This window comes from Enterobacter sp. HMSC16D10 (genome assembly GCF_001807145.1).
Lineage (GTDB): Bacteria > Pseudomonadota > Gammaproteobacteria > Enterobacterales > Enterobacteriaceae > Enterobacter > Enterobacter roggenkampii.
This window is the reverse complement of the sequence record NZ_KV787884.1, coordinates 1-19,912: the sequence shown is the minus strand read 5'-3', so window position 1 is coordinate 19,912 and position 19,912 is coordinate 1. Positions and strand designations below refer to the sequence as shown.

The 19,912-nt window shown below is 55.1% G+C and carries 19 protein-coding genes; 8 read left to right on the top strand and 11 right to left on the bottom strand.

Going from position 1 to position 19,912, the window contains the following annotated elements; translation table 11 throughout:
* Nucleotides 1–39 precede the first annotated feature (39 nt).
* The 7 genes from lepB to rseD form a co-directional block, all read right to left on the bottom strand.
* Complete coding sequence (gene lepB / locus HMPREF3143_RS13845; protein WP_070533390.1) at nt 40–1,014, bottom strand: signal peptidase I; 975 nt, start codon at nt 1,012–1,014, stop codon at nt 40–42.
* Between the two features lie 15 nt (nt 1,015–1,029).
* Nucleotides 1,030–2,829 carry a translation elongation factor 4 gene (gene lepA / locus HMPREF3143_RS13840; protein WP_008502183.1) on the bottom strand — a complete coding sequence of 600 codons (1,800 nt, stop codon included), beginning with the start codon at nt 2,827–2,829 and terminating at the stop codon, nt 1,030–1,032.
* A gap of 184 nt (nt 2,830–3,013) precedes the next feature.
* On the bottom strand, nt 3,014–3,490 hold the full coding sequence (gene rseC / locus HMPREF3143_RS13835) for a SoxR-reducing system protein RseC (protein ID WP_008502184.1): 477 nt from the start codon (nt 3,488–3,490) through the stop codon (nt 3,014–3,016).
* A complete protein-coding gene (rseB, locus tag HMPREF3143_RS13830) occupies nt 3,487–4,440 on the bottom strand; it encodes a sigma-E factor regulatory protein RseB (protein WP_008502185.1) in 954 nt (317 codons plus the stop codon). The genes rseC and rseB overlap by 4 nt, the downstream gene beginning before the upstream one ends.
* Nucleotides 4,440–5,090: an anti-sigma-E factor RseA gene (gene rseA, locus HMPREF3143_RS13825; protein WP_008502186.1), complete on the bottom strand. Its 651-nt coding sequence runs from the start codon at nt 5,088–5,090 to the stop codon at nt 4,440–4,442. Before rseA ends, rseB begins: the two co-directional genes overlap by 1 nt.
* A 31-nt stretch (nt 5,091–5,121) precedes the next feature.
* Nucleotides 5,122–5,697 (bottom strand): RNA polymerase sigma factor RpoE, encoded by a 576-nt coding sequence (gene rpoE / locus HMPREF3143_RS13820; protein ID WP_006176728.1) that lies wholly within the window; start codon nt 5,695–5,697, stop codon nt 5,122–5,124.
* On the bottom strand, nt 5,694–5,777 hold the full coding sequence (gene rseD, locus HMPREF3143_RS26470) for a rpoE leader peptide RseD (protein WP_223605340.1): 84 nt from the start codon (nt 5,775–5,777) through the stop codon (nt 5,694–5,696). The genes rpoE and rseD overlap by 4 nt, the downstream gene beginning before the upstream one ends.
* Nucleotides 5,778–6,120: 343 nt before the next feature.
* On the opposite strand from rseD, the gene nadB reads away from it, so the two are divergent.
* Nucleotides 6,121–7,740, top strand: coding sequence for an L-aspartate oxidase (gene nadB / locus HMPREF3143_RS13815; RefSeq protein ID WP_070533387.1), 1,620 nt, complete (start codon nt 6,121–6,123; stop codon nt 7,738–7,740).
* Here nadB and HMPREF3143_RS13810 read toward each other — a convergent pair.
* A complete protein-coding gene (locus HMPREF3143_RS13810) occupies nt 7,725–8,462 on the bottom strand; it encodes a tRNA(1)(Val) (adenine(37)-N(6))-methyltransferase TrmN (RefSeq protein WP_032675352.1) in 738 nt (245 codons plus the stop codon). The genes nadB and HMPREF3143_RS13810 overlap by 16 nt on opposite strands.
* Before the next feature lie 132 nt (nt 8,463–8,594).
* Between HMPREF3143_RS13810 and srmB the strand changes: the two genes are divergently transcribed.
* Nucleotides 8,595–9,923 carry an ATP-dependent RNA helicase SrmB gene (gene srmB, locus HMPREF3143_RS13805; protein WP_023344704.1) on the top strand — a complete coding sequence of 443 codons (1,329 nt, stop codon included), beginning with the start codon at nt 8,595–8,597 and terminating at the stop codon, nt 9,921–9,923.
* Nucleotides 9,924–9,973: 50 nt separating this feature from the next.
* Here srmB and grcA read toward each other — a convergent pair whose 3' ends face one another.
* Nucleotides 9,974–10,357: an autonomous glycyl radical cofactor GrcA gene (gene grcA / locus HMPREF3143_RS13800; RefSeq protein ID WP_008502190.1), complete on the bottom strand. Its 384-nt coding sequence runs from the start codon at nt 10,355–10,357 to the stop codon at nt 9,974–9,976.
* Between the two features lie 314 nt (nt 10,358–10,671).
* Here grcA and ung point away from each other — a divergent pair, with 314 nt between their 5' ends.
* Entirely contained in the window at nt 10,672–11,361 is a 690-nt protein-coding gene (gene ung / locus HMPREF3143_RS13795) for a uracil-DNA glycosylase (protein ID WP_023294333.1), read from the top strand.
* 40 nt (nt 11,362–11,401) lie between these two features.
* Here ung and HMPREF3143_RS13790 read toward each other — a convergent pair whose 3' ends face one another.
* Nucleotides 11,402–12,502 (bottom strand): tRNA/rRNA methyltransferase, encoded by a 1,101-nt coding sequence (locus tag HMPREF3143_RS13790; RefSeq protein ID WP_008502192.1) that lies wholly within the window; start codon nt 12,500–12,502, stop codon nt 11,402–11,404.
* 204 nt (nt 12,503–12,706) lie between these two features.
* Here HMPREF3143_RS13790 and trxC point away from each other — a divergent pair, with 204 nt between their 5' ends.
* The 5 genes from trxC (at nt 12,707) to HMPREF3143_RS13765 (ending at nt 18,428) form a co-directional block, all read left to right on the top strand.
* Entirely contained in the window at nt 12,707–13,126 is a 420-nt protein-coding gene (trxC, locus tag HMPREF3143_RS13785; protein WP_021241886.1) for a thioredoxin TrxC, read from the top strand.
* A gap of 69 nt (nt 13,127–13,195) precedes the next feature.
* Nucleotides 13,196–13,894 (top strand): tRNA-uridine aminocarboxypropyltransferase, encoded by a 699-nt coding sequence (gene tapT / locus HMPREF3143_RS13780; RefSeq protein ID WP_070533385.1) that lies wholly within the window; start codon nt 13,196–13,198, stop codon nt 13,892–13,894.
* Between the two features lie 35 nt (nt 13,895–13,929).
* Nucleotides 13,930–16,593: a bifunctional acetate--CoA ligase family protein/GNAT family N-acetyltransferase gene (pat, locus tag HMPREF3143_RS13775; RefSeq protein ID WP_063616232.1), complete on the top strand. Its 2,664-nt coding sequence runs from the start codon at nt 13,930–13,932 to the stop codon at nt 16,591–16,593.
* Between the two features lie 110 nt (nt 16,594–16,703).
* Nucleotides 16,704–18,059 (top strand): CDP-diacylglycerol--serine O-phosphatidyltransferase, encoded by a 1,356-nt coding sequence (gene pssA, locus HMPREF3143_RS13770; RefSeq protein WP_023294337.1) that lies wholly within the window; start codon nt 16,704–16,706, stop codon nt 18,057–18,059.
* Between the two features lie 45 nt (nt 18,060–18,104).
* Nucleotides 18,105–18,428 (top strand): YfiM family lipoprotein, encoded by a 324-nt coding sequence (locus HMPREF3143_RS13765; RefSeq protein ID WP_008502197.1) that lies wholly within the window; start codon nt 18,105–18,107, stop codon nt 18,426–18,428.
* On the opposite strand, the gene HMPREF3143_RS13760 is transcribed toward HMPREF3143_RS13765, so the two are convergent.
* Nucleotides 18,425–19,720 (bottom strand): MFS transporter, encoded by a 1,296-nt coding sequence (locus HMPREF3143_RS13760; RefSeq protein WP_008502198.1) that lies wholly within the window; start codon nt 19,718–19,720, stop codon nt 18,425–18,427. The genes HMPREF3143_RS13765 and HMPREF3143_RS13760 overlap by 4 nt on opposite strands.
* Nucleotides 19,721–19,912: the final 192 nt, after the last annotated feature.

Sequence of the window (19,912 nt, the reverse complement as noted above, 5' to 3'; positions counted from 1 at the left end):
GCCGCGTTAATTCGCGGCTACACGTTCATTTAGTGAGAATTAATGGATTCCGCCAATACGAGTCAGGCGTACGCCGGTCGGCCATTCGCCTTCCTGCTTCTCAAAACTCATCCAGATTGCGGTCGCTTTACCCACCAGATTCGCTTCCGGCACAAAGCCCCAGTAACGGCTGTCCGCAGAATTATCGCGGTTGTCACCCATCATGAAGTAATGGCCTGGCGGTACAATCCAGCTTGCCAGCTGCTGGCCCGGCTGACGATAGTACATACCCACTTGATCCTGCGCGATTGGCACGGTGAGGATACGGTGCGTCACGTCACCCAGCGTCTCTTTGCGCTCAACCAGACGAATACCGTTATCTTTGGTTTCGCCTTTCGGTACCTGGAAGAATCCGCTGCTCGCTTCGCCGCCGTTGTGACGGGCAAAGGTCTGCACAAAATCACTTGGCTCAACGTTCGAGTAAGTGATTGGCAGCGCGTTTTCACATGCGGTACCGGAGCTGCAGCCTGGCTGAACGGTGACTTCTTTCGCAACCGGATCGTAAGTCACTTTGTCACCCGGCAGACCTACCGCGCGCTTGATGTAGTCCAGGCGCGGATCTTCCGGATATTTGAACACCACGATGTCGCCACGTTTCGGATGACCGGTCTCGATCAGCGTTTTCTGGTAGATCGGATCTTTAATGCCGTAGGCAAACTTCTCTACCAGAATAAAATCACCAATCAGCAGCGTTGGCATCATTGAACCTGATGGGATCTGGAACGGTTCGTAAATAAACGAACGTACCACCAGCACAATCGCCAGCACCGGAAACACCGAGGCACCCGTTTCCAGCCAGCCCGGTTTCGGACCGACTTTCTTCAGGGTTTTCGCGTCAATACCATCGCCAGTGGCTACCTGTGCGGCAGCCTGACGTTCACGACGTTTTGGGGCGAAGATAAACTTATCCAGACACCACAGCAGACCTGTCACCAGGGTAGCAATGACCAGGATCAGGGCAAACATGTTCGCCATGCCAACTCCTTAGGGTTATTTGCCGTCTTTACCAACATGAAGGATGGCAAGGAATGCTTCCTGCGGCAGCTCGACGTTACCGACCTGCTTCATACGCTTCTTACCTTCTTTCTGCTTCTGCAGCAGCTTTTTCTTACGGCTGACGTCACCGCCATAGCACTTCGCCAGAACGTTTTTACGCAGCTGTTTCACGGTAGAACGCGCGATAATGTGGTTGCCAATGGCCGCCTGAATCGCGATATCGAACTGCTGACGCGGGATCAGATCTTTCATCTTCTCAACCAGCTCGCGGCCACGGTATGGCGCATTGTCGTTGTGGGTGATCAGCGCCAGCGCATCCACACGCTCGCCGTTGATCAGCACGTCCACACGCACCATGTTGGAGGCCTGGAAGCGTTTGAAGTTGTAATCCAGTGACGCATAGCCACGGGAGGTGGACTTCAGACGGTCGAAGAAGTCGAGTACCACTTCCGCCATCGGGATTTCGTAGGTCAGTGCGACCTGGTTACCGTGGTAAACCATGTTGGTCTGCACGCCGCGCTTCTCAATACACAGCGTAATGACGTTACCGAGGAATTCCTGCGGCAGCAGCATATGACATTCGGCAATAGGCTCACGCAGCTCGTGAATATTGTTCAGCGGGGGCAGCTTGGACGGGCTGTCGACGTAGATCACTTCTTTCGAGGTGGTTTCAACTTCATACACTACCGTCGGCGCGGTGGTGATGAGGTCCAGATCGTATTCACGCTCCAGACGTTCCTGAATGATCTCCATGTGCAGCAGGCCGAGGAAGCCGCAGCGGAAGCCGAAGCCCAGCGCCGTTGAGCTTTCTGGCTCGTAGAACAGAGAGGCATCGTTCAGGCTCAGTTTGCCAAGCGCATCACGGAAGTTTTCGTAGTCGTCAGAGCTGACCGGGAACAGGCCCGCGTAAACCTGCGGCTTCACCTTTTTAAAGCCTGGCAGCGCTTTTTCTGCCGGGTTACGCGCACCTGTCAGGGTATCGCCCACCGGCGCACCGAGGATGTCTTTGATGGCGCACACCAGCCAGCCTACCTCGCCGCATGTCAGCTCGGTACGGTCAACCTGTTTTGGCGTGAAGATACCCAGACGGTCGGCGTTATAGACCTGTCCGGTACTCATAACCTTGATTTTGTCGCCTTTGCGCATGGTGCCGTTTTTAATACGCACCAGGGAGACAACGCCCAGATAGTTATCGAACCAGGAGTCAATAATCAGCGCCTGCAGCGGGGCATCCGGATCGCCTTCCGGGGCCGGAATATCACGTACCAGACGTTCCAGAACGTCGGTCACGCCGACGCCGGTTTTCGCAGAGCAGCGCACGGCATCGGTCGCGTCAATGCCGACAATATCTTCAATCTCTTCCGCGACGCGCTCAGGATCGGCGGCTGGCAGGTCAATCTTGTTCAGAACCGGCACAACTTCGAGATCCATTTCCATCGCGGTGTAGCAGTTTGCCAGGGTCTGGGCTTCTACGCCCTGCCCGGCATCGACTACCAGCAGCGCGCCTTCACAGGCCGCGAGCGAGCGTGAAACCTCATAGGAGAAGTCAACGTGGCCTGGGGTGTCGATAAAGTTCAGCTGATAGGTTTCGCCATCAGCCGCCTTGTAATCCAGCGTGACGCTCTGCGCCTTGATGGTGATGCCGCGTTCGCGTTCCAGGTCCATGGAGTCCAGAACCTGGGCTTCCATTTCACGATCAGACAGGCCACCGCAAATCTGGATAATACGGTCAGACAGCGTCGACTTACCGTGGTCAATGTGAGCAATGATCGAAAAGTTACGTATGTTCTTCATATAGTTAAATAATTATGCCTTACGAATTCCTGGAGGCCGCTGTTCTTAGCCTGACGTTTTTCAGTGCGAAAACGCAGCATTCTACACTACATCTCCGCTACCTGGAAATGGACTTAGCGCCAGGTATAGCGTGAAGAAAGGACGTTTTCTGTTTTAAGACGTAAAAATGACAAAGCCCGATGAATCACCGGGCCTCAGAAGAGAGCGTCTCAACGCGAAGCTGGTCTGGCGCCAGCCCAACGCTGAGAATGACAGGCTGCCACTCCTCGCGCGCGGCAAGCGTCGGGGAGAGGCCTTTGGCAAGCCAGAATCCCCCCAGACCACCTAATGCGGCACCGCACATGGCGGCACCGTCGGTGCCAAACAGCATCTGGAAAACGCCGCCCATGATAAACAGCCCGAGCAGCGGAGAGAGATAGACCAGCATGGCGGAGCTGAGCAGACTGCCTTCCGCGATGCCGAGTTCAACTTTCTGCCCGGCCATCAGCGGCTGTTCGCTCGGCACAGAAATCGTGTGCGAGGTTTGCGGCCCGAGCTTATTCAGCACGCGGCTGCCGCAACCGGCTCGGGATGCGCAGCTATTGCATGAGGCTTTTACATCGCAGCTCACCAGCGCAATGCCGTTTTGCCACGAGACTACCGTCGCCCATTCTTTGATCATTGTGCGGCCCTGAATTTAATGCTGTCGGAGATGCGCTTCGCCGTTTGCGGAGGAAGTTCCCCCACAATGGTGATCTCTGCATTATCGCGTACCGTTGTGCTCACCGTGCGGCGCCCGGTACGCAGAATTTGTTCAGTGCTGTTTGCCGTTGCGCGATTGATATTCACCGAGAAGCTGAACAAACCATCGGAATAGAGGCGTGATTCCACCGGCGTTTCAATCGTTGGCAGCTGGCGACGGCTGCTGGACACTTCGCTAAATCCTTGCGGGATCCAGGCAGGTACCCAGTTGAAATTAACGGAATCGCCTGCCGGAACGGAAAGCAGCGGCGGCAGGCTGGCCTTAGCCAGATTCTGCATGCTGTTGCCAACCTGGTTATTCACGCTAAAGGAGATAACGCGGAACTGTTCCAGCGTTTCACCGTCACGGTCAAGCAGGTCTACACGCATGGGTAGTTTGGTTTCCGCGTCAATCCAGACAATATAGCTGTAGCGCGTTCCATCCCGGGCGACAACGCGGATCACCTCACACAGTCTGTCCGCAATACGCGTACGCCCTACCGAAATAAAATCGTAGTAAGGGGCAAGCCGTTTGAAGTCGGTGTAAATGAGTGACGGCAGGGAATCAACGATATAGTCGCCATTGAGCGTGAAAGGCTCCAGGCCGGGTTCGAAATAGCTGATTTCGTTACCACGCTGGACAACTTCCCGACGCGGGCCATCCATCTGTAAAAGCTGGGCGAGCGGCTGATTATCAAGACGGGCATGGCGATAGCGTAACGACTCGACGCCCTGCTTATTGATGCTGATAAATGCCAACTCGTAATTGAGTGACTGGCTGGCCAGATTCATTTGCTGCAACAACGCCCCGGATGATACATCAGCCGAGGCGTTGGCAGAGAAGAACAGGCTACCCGCCATCAGAGACATGGCGAACCAAAGTTGCTTCATTACTGCGATTGCGTTCCTAAAGTTTGGTTTCCGGGCACCTGCACAGCAGCTTGCTGTGTCTGCGCCTGCTCAAACTGAAGCTGTTCAGAGTGCAGACGACGCTGCAACTCGTAATCCTGCAACATCGCATTAATGCGACGGCGCTGCTCCTGAACCTGCTGTTGCTGGCCGCCGCTGGCGGAAGCATCAGCCGGTACGCCCAGGCTTACCGGGCTGGCTTTACCCATCATCGGCAGTGTGTTAAACACTGGCGCTTCTGGCTGCTGATTAGTTTCAGACTGAGTATTATAGTGCTGGACGCCAACGATAACTGCAAGCGATACGCATGCAGCCACACCCATTTGGGTAAGCTGGCTGGCCCACGGACGCACCTTTTGCCAGAATGGCATTTTCTGCCACTGGTGAGGTGCGGGTTGAGCTTCAGGAATCAGCGGAGTGGTCTGATGAACAGGCTCATTCTCAATCGCCGCCATGACGCGGGCTGAGATATCGAAATGGAGAACCTCGCCGGTGTCACCGCGAAGGGTGTCACGAATGAGATGGTAACTCTCCCAGGTCTCTTGCATTTCGGGAGAATGAGACAGCTCGTTGAGCAGCTCACTATCCACCGTTTCACCATCCATTAAAGCGGAAAGTTTTTCTTTCTGCATGCCTAATACCTTTTCCAGTATCCCGCTATCGTCAACGCCTGATAAGCGGTTGAACTTTATTATCAATAGCTTCTCGCGCACGGAAAATTCGTGAACGTACCGTGCCGACCGGACAATCCATGATAGCGGCTATCTCTTCATAGCTCAGACCATCCAGCTCCCGTAACGTAATTGCCATGCGTAAATCTTCCGGGAGCGACTCGATCGTGCGAAAAACGATTTGTCTCAGTTCTTCTGACAACATTAAGTTCTCAGGGTTCGAAATTTCTTTCAATGCGCCGCCACTTTCGAAGTTTTCGGCGTCGATTGCGTCCACATCACTAGAAGGCGGACGACGGCCCTGAGCGACCAGATAATTCTTTGCCGTATTGACCGCAATACGGTACAGCCAGGTATAAAAAGCACTATCTCCCCGGAACGAATCCAGCGCGCGATAGGCCTTAATAAAAGACTCTTGCACCACATCAGGCACATCACCTGACGGTACATAGCGGGAAACCAGGCTCGCCACCTTATGCTGGTAGCGCACCACCAGTAAGTTAAAGGCTTTCTGATCTCCCTTCTGGACCCGTTCAACCAGGACCTGGTCCGTTAACTGCTCGCTCATCCGAGGTAATGTCTCCCCAAACCTAAATTCCACGCGTTATCGAAACGCCACTCTAAAAATACCGCACTTTGAGCAAGCACCGAATTAGAGTGTCTGATCTTCAATAAGTTCCGTAACGCCTTTGTTTTTGTTCATCGCGCCGCAGACTGTTCATTTTCTCTCATTATAAGTCTGTTCACGATACGCACCACTTTCTGACAAGAAACATCTTTTTCCCGCCAGAAGAGTAACGCAACCCAGTCTTTATTTCATCACAAAATCTGACGCTAACGATCTGCTTCGCAAAATAATTTCACTCATTTACCCTCCGTTTACCTCCGCTTACGCGTTTAGCCATTGCAACACCCGTTAAAAAAAACGTGCGATAAATCGCATTCAGGTGCTATTCTGAGCCAACACTGTTTAGTAAATTAAACAACAATCATGGACACAACACCTGAACTCCATTGTGATGTACTGATCATCGGCAGCGGCGCTGCCGGTCTCTCTCTGGCGCTACGCCTGGCCGAGCATCAAAACGTTATCGTTCTGAGTAAAGGGCCGATAAGCGAGGGTTCCACGTTTTATGCCCAGGGCGGGATTGCCGCCGTGTTTGATGAGACAGACAGCATTGCCTCCCACGTCGACGATACGCTGATTGCCGGGGCCGGGATCGTGGATGCGCACGCCGCAGAGTTTGTTGCCAGCAATGCCCGCCATTGCGTGCAGTGGCTCATCGACCAGGGCGTCTTATTCGATACGCAGGTTCAACCCAACGGTGAAGAGAGCTATCACCTGACGCGCGAAGGCGGCCATAGCCACCGCCGCATCCTGCACGCAGCGGATGCCACCGGAAAAGAAGTGGAGACCACGCTGGTCGGCAAGGCGCTGAGCCATCCTAATATTCGGGTGCTTGAACGAAGTAACGCCGTTGATCTGATTATCTCCGACAAGATTGGCCTGCCGGGCACGCGTCGTGTGGTGGGCGCCTGGGTGTGGAACCGCAATAAAGAGAAGGTGGAAACCTGCCAGGCGAAGGCTGTGGTGCTGGCCACGGGCGGCGCCTCTAAAGTGTATCAGTACACCACGAACCCGGACATTGCCTCCGGAGACGGTATCGCGATGGCCTGGCGCGCTGGCTGCCGGGTGGCGAATCTTGAGTTCAATCAGTTTCACCCAACCGCCCTGTTCCATCCTCAGGCGCGCAACTTCCTGCTGACGGAAGCCCTGCGCGGCGAAGGCGCCTATCTGAAACGCCCTGACGGCACCCGCTTTATGCCGGACTTTGACGCCCGTGGCGAACTGGCCCCGCGCGATATCGTTGCCCGCGCCATCGACCATGAAATGAAGCGTCTTGGCGTGGACTGCATGTATCTTGATATCAGCCACAAGCCAGCAGAGTTTATTCGTCAGCACTTCCCGATGATTTACGAAAAACTGCTCAACCTTGGCATCGATTTAACCCGCGATCCGGTACCCATTGTGCCAGCCGCCCACTACACCTGCGGTGGGGTGATGGTTGACGATCATGGGCGTACCGATGTGGATGGTCTTTATGCTATTGGTGAGGTCAGTTATACCGGACTTCACGGCGCGAACCGTATGGCCTCTAACTCGCTGCTGGAGTGCCTGGTCTACGGCTGGTCGGCCGCAGAAGACATCACGAAACGCATGCCCTACGCCCGCGAAACAGAGCGCCTGCCTGCCTGGGATGAAAGCCGCGTGGAAAATCCGGACGAGCTGGTCGTGATCCAGCACAACTGGCATGAGCTACGGTTGTTTATGTGGGATTACGTCGGGATTGTGCGCACCACGAAACGTCTTGAGCGCGCGCTGCGCCGCATCACGATGCTGCAGCAGGAAATTGACGAGTATTATGCCAATTTTCGCGTATCGAATAATCTGCTGGAGCTGCGCAACCTGGTGCAGGTTGCCGAGCTAATCGTTCGCTGCGCGATGATGCGTAAAGAGAGCCGGGGGTTGCACTATACCCTGGACTACCCGGATCAGCTTGCTGAATCCGGCCCGTCGATCCTCGCCCCGCAGCTTTACATAAACAGATAAAACGCCTGGGTCAGGGCAGTGTAATCTTCGGAATAACGCTGGTCTGGCCCACGGATCACCATTCGATCGTTAAAGCATTCCCCCTCTTTCGGCGAGAGCGCCAGCAGCACGCGGTGCGGCAGTCGGCCTTCGGTATCCGAAATGTCGGTACGCAGACGCAACGTCCAGCCGATCTCCTGCGCGATACCGATGAACGTGTTGCCCGTACTCTCAGGCAGGACCACGCAGAAAAAACCCTCTTCGGAGATAAGCTCGGCCGCGCTGGTGAGCAGCGCTTTATGATCGAGGGAACGGGTATAACGCGCCTGTTCGCGCTCGGGTGTCCCGCACTCAACGCCGGGCTCGTAGTAGGGAGGGTTGCTGACGATTAAATCGTAACGCGCGGTTTGTTCAGGCGCCCAGGCGAGCACATCCGCACATTCCACTTTCATGCGGGCTGCCCAGGGCGATTCGGCCATATTGTCACTCGCCTGCTCTGCCGCCTGCGCGTCCAGTTCGACGGCATCAATGGTGACATGCTCTTCCGTGCGCTGCGCCAGCATCAATGCCACCAGCCCGCTGCCGGTACCGATATCAAGAATACGCTTAACCCCTGCGACAGGCGCCCACGCTCCCAGTAAAATACCGTCTGTACCGACCTTCATGGCACAGCGATCGTGAGCGACAAAAAATTGTTTAAACGTAAAACCATCGCGGCGCAGCTGCGCTTTGAGTTGAGACATGTCGGGGCAACCTTCTAAGTGAAACTGGAGTAGCATAGGGGAAAGCGAAGTGGCCGAAAAGCGATATCCATACAAACAGATGAAGATTACAGCCGTAACGTCTATAATCAGCGCCCCACACAGAGGTAGAACATGACTGTAACGACTTTTTCCGAACTTGAACTCGATGAAAGCCTGCTCAATGCACTTGAGAGCAAAGGCTTCACACGCCCGACCGCCATTCAGGCAGCGGCCATTCCGCCTGCGCTTGAGGGCCGCGATGTGCTCGGTTCTGCGCCAACCGGTACGGGGAAGACTGCAGCCTATTTGTTGCCTGTGTTGCAGCATCTGCTCGACTTCCCACGCAAAAAATCTGGCCCGCCGCGTATTTTAATCCTGACGCCGACGCGCGAACTGGCCATGCAGGTGGCCGATCACGCGCGTGAACTCGCGGCAAATACCCATCTGGATATCGCCACCATCACCGGCGGCGTTGCGTATATGAACCACGCCGAAGTGTTCAGCGAAAACCAGGACATCGTCGTTGCGACGACAGGCCGCCTGCTGCAGTACATAAAAGAAGAGAACTTCGACTGCCGCGCGGTTGAAACGCTGATCCTCGACGAAGCCGACCGCATGCTGGACATGGGCTTCGCACAGGATATCGAGCATATTGCGGGTGAAACGCGCTGGCGTAACCAGACGATGCTGTTCTCTGCCACCCTTGAAGGGGAAGCGATTAAAGACTTCGCTGAGCGTCTGCTGGAAGATCCGGTAGAAGTGTCGGCGACGCCGTCCACCCGTGAGCGTAAGAAGATCCACCAGTGGTACTACCGCGCGGACAACCTTGAGCACAAGGTCGAATTGCTCAAACACCTGCTGAAGCAGGAAGATGCGCTGCGCACAATCGTGTTTGTGCGTAAGCGCGAGCGCGTGCACGAGCTGGCAGAAATGCTGCGTAATGCCGGGATCAACAACTGCTATCTCGAAGGCGAGATGGCGCAGATCAAGCGTACCGAAGGCATTAAGCGCCTGACCGACGGTCGCGTTAACGTGCTGGTTGCCACAGACGTGGCCGCTCGCGGGATCGACATTCCGGACGTCAGCCACGTCATTAACTTCGATATGCCGCGCAGCGGCGATACCTATCTGCACCGTATTGGCCGTACCGGCCGCGCGGGCCGCAAAGGTATTGCGATTTCACTGGTCGAAGCGCATGACTACCTGCTGCTGCAGAAAATTGGCCGCTATGTTGATGAGCCGCTGAAAGCGCGGGTTATTGATGGCTTGCGCCCAACCACGCGTGCGCCGAGTGAAAAAATGACGGGTAAACCGTCCAAGAAAGCGCTCGCGAAACGTGCTGAGAGAAAAGAGAAAGAAAAAGAGAAACCGCGCGTGAAGCAGCGTCACCGCGATACCAAAAATATTGGTAAACGCCGTAAGCCAAGCTCTGCCGCGCCAGAGACAAAAACGGAAGAGTAAAAAAAGCCGGGGAAATCCCCGGCTTTTTTATTCCCCCCGTAGCTGAAGCCTTACAGGCTTTCAGTAAAGGTACGCGCGATAACGTCGCGCTGCTGTTCTGGGGTCAGAGAGTTGAAGCGTACCGCATAACCAGACACGCGAATGGTCAGCTGCGGGTATTTTTCTGGGTGCTCAACCGCGTCCATCAGCGTTTCGCGGCGCAGTACGTTTACGTTCAGGTGCTGACCACCTTCCACGCGCACTTCTGGCTTCACTTCCATTGGAATTTCACGGTACTCGATTTCGCCCAGTTTGCTCACTGGCACGATTTCGTCTTCTGCAAAACCCGCTTTCGCGACGACACAGCGCGCTTCGTTTTTCTCGCTGTCCAGCAGCCAGAAAGAGTTGAGCAGATCGTCATTTGCAGCTTTAGTAATCTGGATACCTGTAATCATGTGTTGCCTCCCTTAGGCTACATTAACTGATGTCGGCCTCTCGCGGCCAATTGGTAAAACCATTGTTTCTTGTGTGTATATATATCATTCACACCCCGGTGATTTATTGATTTAAATCAACAAAAACACCAACCACATAAAGAGTGTGGTTTGAGTTTATTGCTTTAGATCAATTTTACGACCTTACCAATTCAATTTATCCTGCACATTTTCAACATAAATTTAGCTACCTAGCGCACATTTCGGCGTGGAATTTTGCTCACCGGGCTTTAGCAGGTAAGCTAGTCAGAGATTGAGATTCGCAGGAGAGCGAGATGACGACACCTTTAACCTGGCATGACGTGCTGGCAGAAGAAAAGCAGCAGCCCTATTTTATCAATACGCTCAACACCGTTGCGGCTGAGCGTCAGTCCGGACAGACGATTTACCCGCCGCAGAAAGATGTGTTCAACGCCTTTCGCTACACCGAGCTGAGCGATGTGAAAGTGGTCATTCTGGGCCAGGATCCCTATCACGGTCCGGGCCAGGCGCATGGGCTGGCGTTTTCCGTACGTCCGGGCGTGGCGATCCCCCCTTCTCTGCTCAATATGTATAAAGAGCTTGAAGGAACCGTGCCCGGGTTTACCCGACCAAACCACGGCTATTTGGAAAGCTGGGCGCGCCAGGGCGTGCTGTTATTGAACACGGTACTCACCGTGCGGGCCGGCCAGGCGCACTCTCATGCCAGCCTGGGCTGGGAGACGTTCACCGATAAAGTCATCAGCCTGATCAACGAACACCGTGAAGGGGTCGTGTTTTTACTCTGGGGATCGCATGCGCAGAAGAAAGGGGCGATTATTGACCGCCAGCGTCATCACGTGTTGAAAGCGCCGCACCCGTCACCGCTGTCTGCACATCGCGGTTTCTTTGGCAGTAATCATTTTGTTCTGGCGAACGAATGGCTGGAAAAACGTGGCGAAACGCCAATTGACTGGATGCCTGTGTTACCGGCAGAGAGCGAGTAGTATTTGAATGTGCCGGGTCAGGCCCGGCACATGAAGAGGCTTATGCCTTATTCTGACGCCACCATTCGGCCAGCAGTACGCCGGTTGCAACGGACACGTTCAGACTTTCCACATTGCCTGTCCCATCGATTGAGACGCTCAGATCCGCACTGGAGAGCGCCGCATCAGACAGACCATCGCGTTCCTGACCCAGCACCAGCACCATCTTGCGTGGCAGCGTCGCTTTAAACAGCGGCGTACCGGCATGGCTCGAGGTAGTCACGATGGAATAACCCGCTTTACGGAACTGCTCAAGGGCATCCAGCACGCTGTCGCCGGTGATCGGCTGGACGTGCTCGGCTCCACCTTCCGCAGTACGGATCGCAGCGCCGGATTCCAGCAGCGCGGCATCCTGCAGCAGCACGCCTTTCACGCCAAAGTGCGCGCAGCTACGCATCATTGCGCCCAGGTTATGCGGGTTGCCCACATCTTCCAGCGCCAGCACGCAGTCATCGGCATCCGCCTGGCTGACCCACTGCTGCACGGTGGTGCCGTTACGTTTTTTGATCAGGAAGCAGACGCCGCCGTGGTGCTCGGTACCGGATGCTTTGGTCAGCTCGGCATCATCAACCACGTGGTAGGCTTTGCGGTTTGCCGCCATCCAGCGCAGCGCTTCTTTAAAGCGCGGGGTTACGCTCTGAATAAACCAGGCGCGGACGATACATTCAGGACGGCTCTGGAACAGCGCCTGGCAGGCGTTCTCGCCATACACGCGGGTCTCTTCCGCACGCTGACGGCGCAGCACTTCCGGGTCGATAAAGCTTTTACCGCTGATACCGCCGTGATCGGCCTTTTCTGGCGTTTCGTCGCCAGGGGCACGAGAAACGGTGCGCCACGGGGAGGCGTTATCACGTGAGAAGTCATCCCGCGGACGGTCATCGCGTTTGCGATCGTCACGCTTGCGGTCATCACGTTTGCGGTCATCACCGCGGTTGTTTCTGTCATCGCGGGCGGGGCGACGGCCACCGTCTGCACGAGAAGACGCCGGACGCCCGCCACCTTTTCCGGTACGCGGATTTTGGGTGCGTTTATCAGAGTCATCATCACTGCGGACATACATCACTTTGACCTTGCCGCTTTTGTTTTTCATTTCGTCGTTCATGCTTTTCTCCACCAGCGCTGCGCGAAGCGCGCAGATTACCCGATGTGCCAGCGCATAGCCATAATTTCGTACAAAAGCCTGTGACTATTGTTCTCATTGAATAAAACGCATTGTTGTTTCAAACAGGCTCATTGATAATATGTAACATATTAGAAACATTATCGGCGTCTTGCCGCTGTCCCACGGCTCTATCAGAGGTTAGTTATGAATACCGTATGTGCCAACTGTCAGGCTCTTAACCGCATTCCGGACGATCGGATTGAAGATGGTGCGAAATGCGGACGTTGTGGCCATGAATTGTTTGATGGCGATGTCATTAACGCGACGGGTGCTACGCTGGACAAACTCCTCAAGGACGATCTGCCTGTCGTAGTGGATTTCTGGGCGCCCTGGTGCGGCCCGTGCCGAAGCTTCGCGCCGATCTTCGAAGACGTGGCCGAAGAACGCAGCGGGAAAATACGTTTCGTTAAGGTCAATACTGAAGCTGAACCTGAACTGAGCGCCCGTTTTCGCATTCGCAGCATCCCGACGATTATGATTTTCAAAAAGGGTGAAGTGGTCGACATGCTCAACGGTGCGGTGCCTAAAGCCCCGTTTGATAGCTGGCTTAACGAATCACTGTAACATTCACGGGGCACATCTTGTGCCCCGTTCCCGCCTCTGCGAAAATAGGGTTTTTCCTGCATTTCGCCCATGACTGATAACGCTGTTCTTCAATTACGCGCCGAACGCCTTGCGCGCGCCACCCGTCCGTTCCTCGCGCGCGGAAACCGTATTCGCCGCTGTCAGCGTTGCCTGCTGCCGCTGAAGGTTTGCCTGTGCGAGACGCTGGCCCCGAGTTCGGCACAGAGCCGTTTTTGTCTGGTCATGTTTGATACCGAGCCGATGAAGCCCAGCAATACCGGTCGCCTGATTGCCGATATTCTGCCGGATACCGCAGCATTTCAGTGGTCCCGCACGGAGCCCCCTCAGGCCCTGCTCGACTTAGTGGCAAGCCCGGACTATCAGCCGACGGTCGTTTTCCCTGCGTCATATGCAGGTGTCGATCGTCAGGTGCTTTCGACGCCGCCATCCGGTAAACCGCCGTTGTTTATTATGCTGGACGGCACCTGGACCGAAGCGCGAAAAATGTTTCGCAAAAGCCCGTATCTCGACGCACTGCCGGTGATTTCTGTCGATCTGTCCCGCGTCTCCGCCTACCGCCTGCGTGAAGCGCATGCTGACGGGCAATACTGCACCGCCGAAGTGGCCATTGCGCTTCTGGATCTGGCGGGTGATACCGCTGCGGCTGGCGCCCTGGGCAACCATTTCTCCTGTTTCCGGGAACGCTATCTGGCAGGAAAAACCGTTCATAAGGGCAGCGTCACAGCAGCCGAGACGGAAAGCGTTTAAAATCATCAGGTCGCTTGCATTCACAGGAGGCCTGCATGAGCCAGCGAGGGTTAGAAGCGCTACTTCGTCCTAAATCCATTGCCGTCATCGGCGCATCAATGAAACCGGATCGTGCTGGCTATCTGATGATGCGCAACCTGCTGGCCGGAGGATTTAATGGACCCGTCATGCCCGTCACGCCCGCGTATAAGGCAGTTCAGGGAGTGCTTGCATGGCCTGATGTACAGAGCCTGCCTTTCGTACCGGATCTGGCCGTACTGTGTACAAACGCGAAACGGAATCCGGAGCTGCTGGAATCGCTCGGCAAGAAAGGCTGTAAAACCTGCATTATTCTCTCGTCTCCGCCTGAACAGAAAGCCGAGCTTCTGGCCTGCGCCAGCCGCTATCAAATGCGCATTCTTGGACCAAACAGTCTCGGCCTGCTCGCCCCCTGGCAGGGCTTAAATGCCAGCTTCTCTCCGGTTCCGATCCGCAAAGGCAAGCTCGCGTTTATCTCGCAGTCGGCTGCGGTATCGAACACCATCCTCGACTGGGCGCAGCAGCGTGAAATGGGATTCTCCTACTTCATTGCTCTCGGCGACAGTCTGGATATCGACGTTGATGAGCTGCTGGATTTTCTGGCGCGCGACGGTAAAACCAGTGCGATTCTGCTTTATCTTGAGCACCTCAGCGACGCACGTCGTTTTGTCTCGGCTTCGCGAAGCGCGTCGCGCAATAAGCCGATCCTGGTAATCAAAAGCGGGCGCAGCCCTGCGGCTCAGCGTCTGCTGCAGTCGCATTCCGGCATGGATCCCGCCTGGGACGCCGCTATTCAGCGCGCGGGTTTGCTGCGGGTACAGGATACGCACGAGCTTTTTTCCGCCGTTGAAACGTTAAGCCATATGCGCCCGTTGCGCGGCGAGAAGTTAATGATTGTCAGTAACGGCGCCGCCCCTGCTGCACTCGCCCTTGATGAGCTGTGGCGGCGCTTCGGCAAGCTGGCCACGCTGAGTGAAGAGACGCTGCAGCGCCTGAAAGACGCGCTTCCGACCAGCGTGACGCCCGGCAATCCGCTTGATCTACGCGATGACGCCAGTAGCGACCGCTATATCAGGGCCATTTCCATTTTGCTGGATAGCCAGGATTTCGACGCGCTGATGATTATCCACTCCCCCAGCGCGGTCGCGCCGGGCAGCGAAAGCGCGCGCGCGCTCATTGATGCCGTGCGCAATCATCCGCGAGGCAAATATGTCACCCTGCTCACCAACTGGTGCGGTGAGTTTTCTTCGCAGGAGGCGCGACGCCTGTTCAGCGAAGCCGGACTGCCAACCTACCGCACGCCGGAAGGCACCATAACCGCGTTTATGCATATGGTGGAATATCGCCGCAACCAGAAACAGCTCCGCGAGACGCCGGCGTTGCCCGGGAATTTGACGGCCAATACCGTTGACGTTCACCGGCTGTTGCAGCAGGCGATTGAAGAAGGCGCGACGTCGCTGGATACGCATGAGGTCCAGCCCATTCTGGGCAGCTACGGGATGCAGACCCTGCCGACCTGGATCGCCAGCGACAGCGCTGAGGCCGTGCATATTGCCGAGCAGATTGGCTATCCGGTTGCCCTGAAGCTGCGTTCGCCGGATATTCCGCATAAGTCTGACGTTCAGGGGGTGATGCTCTACCTGCGGACGGCGGCAGAGGTGCAGCAGGCAGCCGATGCCATCTTCGATCGGGTCAAAATGGCCTGGCCGCAGGCAAGGATCCACGGCTTGCTGGTGCAAAGCATGGCTAACCGCGCAGGCGCTCAGGAGTTACGCGTGGTGGTCGAACACGATCCCGTTTTCGGCCCGCTCATCATGCTGGGTGAAGGCGGCGTGGAGTGGCGCCCGGAGGAGCAGGCCGTGGTGGCGTTACCGCCGCTGAACATGAACCTGGCGCGTTATCTGATCATCCAGGCGATTAAAAGCAAAAAGATCCGCGGCCGGAGCGCGCTGCGTCCGCTTGATATTGCCGGGCTAAGTCAGTTCCTGGTGCAGGTCTCTAACCTGATTGTGGATTGCGCCGAGATCCAGCGGCTGGACATTCATCCGCTGCTCGCCTCCGGCAATGAGTTTACGGCGCTGGACGTGACCCTGGATATCGCGCCCTTTGAAGGAGACAGAGAGAGCCGTCTGGCGATCCGCCCGTATCCCCTGCAGCTGGAGGAGTGGGTTGAGATGAAAAATGGGGAACGCGCCCTGTTCCGCCCTATTCTGCCGGAAGATGAGCCCCAGCTGCGGGCCTTTATCTCTCAGGTCACGAAAGAGGATCTTTATTATCGCTATTTTAGCGAAATCAACGAATTTACCCACGATGATTTAGCCAATATGACCCAGATCGACTACGATCGAGAAATGGCGTTTGTTGCCGTTCGTCGCGCCGATGAGGGTGATGAGATCCTCGGCGTCACGCGTGCCATTTCTGACCCGGATAACGTCGATGCGGAGTTTGCCGTGCTGGTGCGCTCCGATCTTAAAGGTCTGGGCCTGGGAAGACGACTGCTGGAAAAACTCATCAGTTATACGCGAGATCACGGATTGTTACGCCTTAATGGCATTACTATGCCTAACAACCGCGGTATGGTGACCCTGGCGCGAAAACTTGGGTTTGACGTTGATATTCAGCTGGACGAAGGTATTGTTGCCTTATCCCTCAGTCTGACATCAGCAGACAAACGCGAGTAAGCTACTGGAAATGTTACCCACTTTGGACGGGACTGGTGGTATCATTGTCCGCTTATGTTGTTTGCATAGTACAGACAACCCTTCAATGAACAGAGAAGAAACGCACTGTGATGTTGTCAAAATTTAAGCGTAATAAACATCAACAACACCTTGCTCAACTACCGAAGATTTCTCAGTCAGTTGATGATGTAGAGTTCTTTTACGCTCCCGCTCATTTTCGGGAGACGCTTCTGGAAAAGATAGCCAGCGCCACGCGACGCATTTGCATTGTGGCACTGTATCTTGAACAGGATGAAGGCGGGCGCGCGATCCTGAACGCGCTCTATGAAGCCAAACGTCAGCGTCCGGAACTGGATGTTCGCGTGCTGGTAGACTGGCATCGCGCCCAGCGTGGCCGTATTGGCGCTGCTGCATCAAACACCAATGCTGACTGGTATTGCCGCACGGCGCAGGAAAATCCTGGCGTTGACGTGCCTGTTTATGGCGTCCCGGTGAATACCCGTGAAGCGCTCGGCGTTCTTCATTTCAAGGGGTTCATCATTGATGACAGCGTGCTTTACAGCGGCGCCAGCCTCAATGATGTCTACCTTCATCAGCTCGATAAATATCGCTATGACCGCTACCATCTGATCCGTAATCCGCAGATGGCCGATATCATGTTCAACTGGGTTGATAAAAATCTGGTTCATGGCCGTGGCGTTAATCGTCTTGACGATCCCGAGCGCCCTAAAAGCCCGGAGATCAAAAACGATGTTCGCGCCTTCCGCCAGGAGCTGCGCGATGCGGTCTATCATTTCCAGGGCGATGCGAACAACGAAGAGTTATCCGTTACCCCGCTGGTAGGGCTCGGCAAATCAAGCCTGCTGAACAAAACGATTTTCCATCTGATGCCGTGCGCGGAGCAGAAACTGACTATCTGCACGCCGTATTTCAACCTTCCTGCCGTGCTGGTGCGTAATATCATTCAGCTGCTGCGCGAGGGTAAAAAAGTGGAAATCATCGTGGGTGATAAAACGGCAAATGACTTCTTCATTCCCGAAGATCAGCCGTTCAAAATCATTGGTGCGCTGCCTTATCTCTATGAGATTAACCTGCGTCGTTTCCTGAGCCGCTTACAGTATTACGTCAACACTGACCAGCTGGTTGTGCGTCTCTGGAAAGATGAAGACAATAGTTACCATCTCAAAGGCATGTGGGTCGACGATGAGTGGATGCTGCTGACAGGTAACAACCTGAACCCGCGCGCATGGCGACTGGATCTGGAAAACGCTATCCTGATTCATGACCCGCAGCATGAGTTAGCCGCCCAACGTGAACGCGAGCTGGAGCTGATTCGCACCCATACGACCGTCGTGAATCACTACCGCGAACTGCAGAGCATTGCCGATTATCCGGTAAAAGTTCGCAAGCTTATTCGCCGCTTACGTCGTATCCGTATCGACCGACTTATCAGCCGTATTCTGTAATATCCAGGCCCTGTCACCCGCAGGGCTTTTTTATGGAGCCCGTTGATGCGTATTCCTCTGGTACTGAGTGTGCTCTTCCTGAGTGGCTGTAGCCACATGGCTAACGATAGCTGGTCCGGACAGGACAAAGCACAGCATTTCCTCGCTTCCGCGATGTTGTCCGCAGCCGGTAATGAATATGCCCAGCACCAGGGATACAGCCGGGATCGTAGCGCGGCGATCGGGTTAATGTTCTCAGTAGGTCTTGGGGCATCAAAAGAACTGTGGGATAGCCGCCCCGCAGGGAGCGGCTGGAGCTGGAAAGATTTCGCCTGGGATGTCGCTGGCGCAACGACCGGCTATGCCGTATGGCAGATGGCGCGCTATTAAAGTCGAATGCCTTTCCCTTTGCGATGCAGCATCAGGGAGACAACAAACGCCAGTGCCCCCATTCCCGTTACGTACCAGAAGAATGTCGTTTCGCTTCCCCATGATTTAAGCGACAGCGCGACGTACTCCGCCGATCCGCCAAACACCGCGTTGGCTACCGCATAAGAGAGCCCTACCCCTAACGCACGGACCTGCGCCGGGAACATCTCGGCTTTCAGTATCCCACTGATGGAGGTATAGAAACTGACAATCACCATCGCCACCATCACCAGCGCGAAGGCGGCATACGGTGAAGAGACATGCTGAAGCGCTGTCAGAATGGGAACGGTACATAATGCCGATAATCCGCCAAAAATGAGCATTGAGGTACGTCGGCCAATTTTATCCGAGAGCGCACCGACGATCGGCTGTATGAGCATAAAGACAAACAGCGCCGCGGTCATGACCACACTGGCGACGTTGGCGTGCATGCCGGTGGTATTCACCAGGTACTTTTGCATATAGGTGGTGAACGTATAAAAACTGAGAGAGCCACCCGCAGTGAAGCCCAGCACCATCAGGAAAGCTTTGCGGTTACGCCATAACCCTTTGAATGTTCCCGCCTCCTTCAGCATCCGGACCTCTTTCTGAGAGGTTTCATCTAACTGACGGCGTAGCCAAAGTGCGACAATCGCCAGCACGGCCCCCATTGCGAAGGGAATTCGCCATCCCCAGGCATGAAGTTGTTCGTCCGTCAAAATCTGCTGCAGGATCACCACCACAAGAATGGCCAGCAGTTGACCGCCAATCAGCGTGACGTACTGGAATGAGGCGTAAAAACCTTTACGGCCTTCCAGTGCAATTTCGCTCATGTAGGTCGCACTGGTACCGTATTCACCGCCCACCGATAATCCCTGAAATAAGCGGGCCAGCAAAAGCAGCGCCGGTGCCCAGGTGCCAATCGATTCATATCCCGGTAAGCAGGCGATCACCAGCGAGCCAAAGCACATCATACACACCGAGATCAGCATCGAGGCCTTACGCCCGCGACGATCCGCAATACGGCCGAACAGCCAGCCCCCGATGGGTCGCATTAAAAATCCTGCGGCAAAAACCCCAGCCGTTTGTAGCAGCTGTGTAGTGGTGTTGCCGGATGGGAAGAAAATATGTGCGAAGTAGAGTGAACAGAATGAGTAGACGTAAAAGTCGAACCATTCAACCAGATTCCCTGAAGAGGCGCTGATGATTGCCCATACCCTTCTTCGGGTATCACTGTGAGCCAGTGTCCCGTGTGATGTCATGCTTTCTGTCATTGTGATTATGCTCCTGCCATAAACTGCGGCGTATTGAGCCAGAAGGCTCAATAACCTCGTAAATGAAATGTTATAATTTTGTTATAAATAACATTGCGACAGGGATCACACATTCCATTAGCAGGATAAGGGATTAAGAGAAAGGCCAGGATGGAGATAAAAGCAAAAAACCCCGCACCTTTCGGTACGGGG

Coding starts and splice junctions, on each gene's coding strand:
- lepB (WP_070533390.1), bottom strand. CDS start 1,014: ATGGCGAACATGTTTGCCCTGATCCTGGTCATTGCTACCCTGGTGACA.
- pssA (WP_023294337.1), top strand. CDS start 16,704: ATGTTGTCAAAATTTAAGCGTAATAAACATCAACAACACCTTGCTCAA.
- ung (WP_023294333.1), top strand. CDS start 10,672: ATGACGACACCTTTAACCTGGCATGACGTGCTGGCAGAAGAAAAGCAG.
- nadB (WP_070533387.1), top strand. CDS start 6,121: ATGGACACAACACCTGAACTCCATTGTGATGTACTGATCATCGGCAGC.
- HMPREF3143_RS13790 (WP_008502192.1), bottom strand. CDS start 12,502: ATGAACGACGAAATGAAAAACAAAAGCGGCAAGGTCAAAGTGATGTAT.
- rpoE (WP_006176728.1), bottom strand. CDS start 5,697: ATGAGCGAGCAGTTAACGGACCAGGTCCTGGTTGAACGGGTCCAGAAG.
- HMPREF3143_RS13760 (WP_008502198.1), bottom strand. CDS start 19,720: ATGACAGAAAGCATGACATCACACGGGACACTGGCTCACAGTGATACC.
- HMPREF3143_RS13810 (WP_032675352.1), bottom strand. CDS start 8,462: ATGTCTCAACTCAAAGCGCAGCTGCGCCGCGATGGTTTTACGTTTAAA.
- trxC (WP_021241886.1), top strand. CDS start 12,707: ATGAATACCGTATGTGCCAACTGTCAGGCTCTTAACCGCATTCCGGAC.
- rseB (WP_008502185.1), bottom strand. CDS start 4,440: ATGAAGCAACTTTGGTTCGCCATGTCTCTGATGGCGGGTAGCCTGTTC.
- rseC (WP_008502184.1), bottom strand. CDS start 3,490: ATGATCAAAGAATGGGCGACGGTAGTCTCGTGGCAAAACGGCATTGCG.
- tapT (WP_070533385.1), top strand. CDS start 13,196: ATGACTGATAACGCTGTTCTTCAATTACGCGCCGAACGCCTTGCGCGC.
- srmB (WP_023344704.1), top strand. CDS start 8,595: ATGACTGTAACGACTTTTTCCGAACTTGAACTCGATGAAAGCCTGCTC.
- grcA (WP_008502190.1), bottom strand. CDS start 10,357: ATGATTACAGGTATCCAGATTACTAAAGCTGCAAATGACGATCTGCTC.
- lepA (WP_008502183.1), bottom strand. CDS start 2,829: ATGAAGAACATACGTAACTTTTCGATCATTGCTCACATTGACCACGGT.
- rseA (WP_008502186.1), bottom strand. CDS start 5,090: ATGCAGAAAGAAAAACTTTCCGCTTTAATGGATGGTGAAACGGTGGAT.
- pat (WP_063616232.1), top strand. CDS start 13,930: ATGAGCCAGCGAGGGTTAGAAGCGCTACTTCGTCCTAAATCCATTGCC.
- HMPREF3143_RS13765 (WP_008502197.1), top strand. CDS start 18,105: ATGCGTATTCCTCTGGTACTGAGTGTGCTCTTCCTGAGTGGCTGTAGC.